Below are 4624 nucleotides of genomic sequence, written 5' to 3'. Positions count from 1 at the left end.
CCTCTGACCTTCTGCGTAAATTGTGTCGAGTGCCAGCGAGGACTTTCCCGATCCGGACAGGCCGGTAATAATAGTCAAGGAATTCTTGGGGATTGCGACATTGACATTTTTCAGATTGTGTACCCTGGCGCCTTTCACATATATATACCTATCCATTACTACACTCCTGCACTAACTCGACCAGCTCCTGACAGATCTCCTCGACCAACAGCTGCTCGGCTCCTTCAACCATGACTCTAATGTACGGTTCCGTGCCTGACGGCCTGAGAACGATTCGAAGATCATCATTCTGCTTCAGTTCTTCGAGTCTATTCTTAAGATTCATGTCTTCCATGACCAGCTTCTTGTTTGATACGGGAACGTTCTTCAACAACTGTGGATAGACGGGGAAAGAGGCAGCAAACTCTTCGAGGCTTTCGTCAAGCTCTTCGAGTGAGTTCAATGTTTCAAGTGAAGTGATGAGACCGTCGCCGGTGGTGCTCCTGTCGAGGAAGATGATATGACCAGATTGCTCTCCGCCGAGGACTCCGCCTGTCTGCAGCATTCTTTCGAGAACGTATTTGTCGCCAACCTTTGTTCTATCCAGCGAGATGTTCTTCGAGGTGAGATACTTCTCGAAGCCCAGGTTTGACATTACAGTTGCAACGACCCTATTGCCCTTCAGCCGTCCCTGGTTCACAAGCTTTCTCGAGTTGAGCGCCATCAACATATCGCCGTCTATCAACTTGGAGCCCGGAAGAACGAATAGACATCTGTCTGCATCTCCATCGAAAAGAACCCCGATCTGTCCTTTCTTTAATGAATCGCCCAGGAAGTTCGGAAATAGCGATCCGCACTTGTCGTTGATGTTAATCCCGTTCGGTTCGATTTCGCGAAGCTCCGCACCTATACCTAGGCTTTCGTATACCATAGATATGACGGTTGAAATTGCTCCGTTGGCACCGTCGACAACGATCCCGTCAGAAGGGAGTCTCTCATTCCTGTAAAGACCTATAACATAATCGATATACTCATCTCTATAGTGATCTTTATAACTAATCTTGCCGACTCCAGAATAAACTGTATAGTGAAACGGGGTGTCGATTATGAGGTTCTCTATCTCCACTTCGTCTTCGTCGGATATCTTCATTCCCCTGGCGAGAACCTTGATTCCGTTGTAAACAGCGGGATTATGGGAAGCAGAAATAACAGCTCCCAACGTTCCCTCTTTGTTCGTGATATACGCTAATGCTGGAGTCGGGATTACGCCCGCGAACTCGACGTTCATCCCGGCGGAGGCGGCTCCCGCGGCCATTGCGCTCTCTAGAAGATCACCGGAACTCCTCGTGTCTTTTGCTATGATAAACCTGTTATACTTTCCAGTGTAGTATCTGCCAATGGCATTGCCAAGCTTCATTGCAAGTTCGGGTGTGAGCTCTTCGTTAATAACGCCCCTTATCCCGTCGGTTCCGAACAGCTTCTTCATTAAGACACCCCCAAATATAAACATTTCTATACCTAGCATTTAGTTTACCACAGAATCTCGTTGACAACTCAAACTGCGAACTATATAATTGTGACTGTTGGAGAGATGGCCGAGCGGTCGAAGGCGTACGCCTGGAGAGCGTATGACGAGCACAACTCGTCCGTGGGTTCAAATCCCACTCTCTCCGCCAGAAAACCACCCGTCTTTCCGACGGGTTTTTTTGCTTAGATGGGAGAGTTATTGAGAGCCTATCTGAAACGGAGGAGCAATGGGAGAGAGATCGATAAACATAAGGCTAAACAAGGCGCTGGGGCAGAACTTCCTGAAGTCAGACAGAGTCTCTCGCAGGATTGTCGAATCAGTGGAACTGAATCCGTCGTCGACTATAGTCGAAATAGGTGTAGGATCGGGTTCGCTCACTTCTATCCTGTTGGAGAAAGGCTTAAGAGTTATCGGGTTTGAAATAGACACAAGGTTCTCCGAAGGCAACCGAAGGCTGGAGGGCGAACGGTGCGAGCTCCGTTACGAGGACTTTCTCAAGGCCGATCTATCTACTTTGCCCGACTCTGTCACGTATGTTGCCAACATTCCTTATTACATTACCTCTCCCATTATCGAGAGAATAATGTTCGATGGGCCATCATTTGACAGGGCTGTGCTAATGGTTCAGAAGGAGTATGCGGATAGATTGACCGCAACACCCCGTACGAAGGAATACGGTATACTGACGGTGAATGTTAATACTTTTTCCGAAGTGAGAGAGCTTTTTCAGGTTTCTAGAAAGGAGTTCATTCCGCAGCCAGAAGTGGACTCGATGGTGATTGAGCTGTCGTTGCTTGAGAACCCTCCGATAGGAGAAGCTAGAAGGGATCAGTACAGGAAATTTGTCAGGCATTGTTTCTCTCAGAGACGGAAGAAGCTGAAGAACAATCTGAAAAGCATCGTGGACTCACCAGAGGAATTACTTGGGTCAATGGCTATAGGAATCGACGTCAGGGCAGAAGAACTAAGCGTAGATGATTTCGTAAACTTGTTCAAGAACATATATCCTGAAGGTGGTGTGTGACCGAAAGAGGTCAAGCAATGGAGAGAGAGCTTTTCGAAAGGATTCTGAATTCGCTGATAGAGGGAATAATAGTTGTCGATTCAGACGAGAGGATAGCCTTCATAAACGACGAGGCCCTCGAGATTCTAGGAGTGAATGGAGAGGAAGCGACCGGTGCTCTCGTAAGAGAGACCATACCTAACACTAGGTTGCACATCGTTCTGAAGAGTGGTGAGCCGGAGCTCAACAGAATTCAGTATCTCAAGGAAAAGACGATAGTAACTTCAAGATTCCCCATCGTCAACTCACAAGGTGAAGTCCATGCTGCAATGGCTGTATTTCGTGACATAACAAATGTTGAAAAGATGGCTGAAGAAGTCATTAACCATAAGGAGATGGAGGGTCTATTGACCTCCATCATAGATGCAACATATGATGCAATTTCGGTGGCCGATGAAAAGGGAAAGATCGTTCTCGTAAACAGGGCCTACACCAGAATAACAGGAATGAGTCCCGATTTCGTCATTGGAAAAATGGCCACAGTTGACATTGCGGAAGGTTCCTCTCTTCATCTGGAAGTTGTAAGAACGAGGAAGCCGATATACAACGCAAGGCTGAAAGTCGGTCCGAACAGAAAGGAAGTGCTGGTCAACGTAACTCCGCTTTTCGTGAAGGGTGAGTTTAAGGGAAGCGTGGGTGTTGTTCATGACATCTCTGAGATAGAGAGACTCGCGAGGGAACTGGAGGACACGAAGCGCCTCCTTCGACACATGAAGGCAAAGTATACTTTTGACGATATCGCCGGTTCGTCTAAACTGATGCAGGTAGCGATTGATCAGGCGAGAAAGGTTTCAAAGACGAGAGCAACAGTACTGCTGAACGGTCAGAGCGGAACTGGAAAAGAACTCTTTGCGCACGCAATTCACAATTCCAGTGATAGACGAGAACAAAGCTTCATAAGCGTTAACTGCGCTGCCCTGCCGGAAAACCTCCTCGAATCGGAGCTCTTCGGATATGTCGAAGGTGCTTTCACAGGAGCCCGGAGAGGGGGAAAGAAGGGTCTTCTTCAAGAGGCAAACGGAGGAACCGTATTTCTCGATGAAGTTGCTAAGATGAGTCTCTCAGTTCAGTCAAAATTCCTGAAGTTCCTTCAAGATAGGGAGATAAAGCCGGTTGGTGGAAATCAGACCTACAAACTCGATGTCAGAGTAATTGCGGCGACCAACGTGAGTCTGGAGAAGCTCGTCGCGTCCGGTGAATTCCTTCCCGACCTATACTATCGTCTGAATGTAGTGCCAATCGTAATTCCTCCGCTCAAAGAGAGGCCAGAGGATATTCCTGAGATAGCTAGGGTAGTGATGATGAGGCTAAATCAGGAGTACGGAAGGATGGTTACAGAAATCGATCCTGCAGTTCTGCGCATGTTTGAGAAACACGACTGGCCTGGAAACGTAAGAGAACTTGAAAACGTCATCGGAAGGGCAATGATAAGTATGGAACTAGAAGAAAAAACTATACGGCTTTCGCATATAAAGGGAATTCTTGAGAAACCGGACAAGAGAGAGAGGCTACCCGAGGGAAGTCTATCAGCCCTTCTGGATGACTACGAAAAAGAGATAATAAAAGACTCTCTTCAAAGAAACGATTGGAACAAGACGAAGACTTCGAACGAACTTGGGATAAGCATAAGGAGTCTATACTACAAGCTAGAAAAGCACGGAATCACTGACACTCAAGAAAACCGATGATATAATTATTAATGGGGGCGAAACGGTTTCGACGGGGTCAATGAACTTGTAGGAGCGAGCCGAGGTCCCGGAGCCGCGTTAAAAAACCGGAAAAGCAGAAATGCCAATAACGAATTTGCACTTGCTGCTTAATAATTAATAAGTAGCCGTCCGAATAGCTTTTTGGTCTGGTGGGCTATGAAGGGCGTCAGAAAATCAGACCTTGCCCGTGAATATGCTCCGTATTCCCGGGGACACTTAGGAGCTTGGACAGTCGGACTCTGCCTGTGAAGTCTTGACTGTTGACGACGATCACAGGATGCGCTCGGAGAGCCTGCAAGGAATTTGGTTTCGGACGCGAGTTCGACTCTCGCCGCCTCCACCATT

4 protein-coding genes, 1 tRNA gene and 1 other RNA gene are annotated in these 4624 nt (G+C 47.5%); 4 read left to right on the top strand and 2 right to left on the bottom strand.

Features of this window, described 5'->3' with window-relative positions:
* Both BG32_RS17155 and BG32_RS10775 read right to left on the bottom strand, forming a co-directional pair.
* Positions 1–156: ATP-binding cassette domain-containing protein (locus BG32_RS17155; protein WP_121526818.1), on the bottom strand; the 156-nt coding region annotated here is incomplete at its 3' end.
* Positions 149–1465 (bottom strand): phosphoglucosamine mutase, encoded by a 1317-nt coding sequence (locus BG32_RS10775; protein ID WP_006486537.1) that lies wholly within the window; start codon positions 1463–1465, stop codon positions 149–151. The genes BG32_RS10775 and BG32_RS17155, both read right to left, overlap by 8 nt.
* Before the next feature lie 99 nt (positions 1466–1564).
* Between BG32_RS10775 and BG32_RS10770 the strand changes: the two genes are divergently transcribed.
* The 4 genes from BG32_RS10770 to ssrA all read left to right on the top strand — a co-directional run bounded on the left by BG32_RS10770 (position 1565) and on the right by ssrA (position 4622).
* A tRNA-Ser gene (locus BG32_RS10770) sits at positions 1565–1655 on the top strand.
* A gap of 78 nt (positions 1656–1733) precedes the next feature.
* The gene (gene rsmA / locus BG32_RS10765; protein ID WP_006486532.1) at positions 1734–2531 is read left to right on the top strand and encodes a 16S rRNA (adenine(1518)-N(6)/adenine(1519)-N(6))-dimethyltransferase RsmA; all 798 of its coding nucleotides are present in this window, start codon (positions 1734–1736) and stop codon (positions 2529–2531) included.
* A 17-nt stretch (positions 2532–2548) separates the two neighbouring features.
* On the top strand, positions 2549–4258 hold the full coding sequence (locus tag BG32_RS10760; RefSeq protein WP_006486530.1) for a sigma-54-dependent Fis family transcriptional regulator: 1710 nt from the start codon (positions 2549–2551) through the stop codon (positions 4256–4258).
* Between the two features lie 13 nt (positions 4259–4271).
* Positions 4272–4622, top strand: a transfer-messenger RNA (tmRNA) gene (gene ssrA / locus BG32_RS10755).
* Positions 4623–4624: the final 2 nt, after the last annotated feature.

This window comes from Mesotoga sp. HF07.pep.5.2.highcov (genome assembly GCF_003666285.1).
Taxonomy (GTDB): Bacteria; Thermotogota; Thermotogae; order Petrotogales; family Kosmotogaceae; genus Mesotoga; species Mesotoga prima.
Note: the sequence above shows the minus strand (reverse complement) of the source record. Positions and strands in the feature narration are given on the sequence as shown.

Coding starts and splice junctions, on each gene's coding strand:
- BG32_RS10775 (WP_006486537.1), bottom strand. CDS start 1,465: ATGAAGAAGCTGTTCGGAACCGACGGGATAAGGGGCGTTATTAACGAA.
- rsmA (WP_006486532.1), top strand. CDS start 1,734: ATGGGAGAGAGATCGATAAACATAAGGCTAAACAAGGCGCTGGGGCAG.
- BG32_RS10760 (WP_006486530.1), top strand. CDS start 2,549: ATGGAGAGAGAGCTTTTCGAAAGGATTCTGAATTCGCTGATAGAGGGA.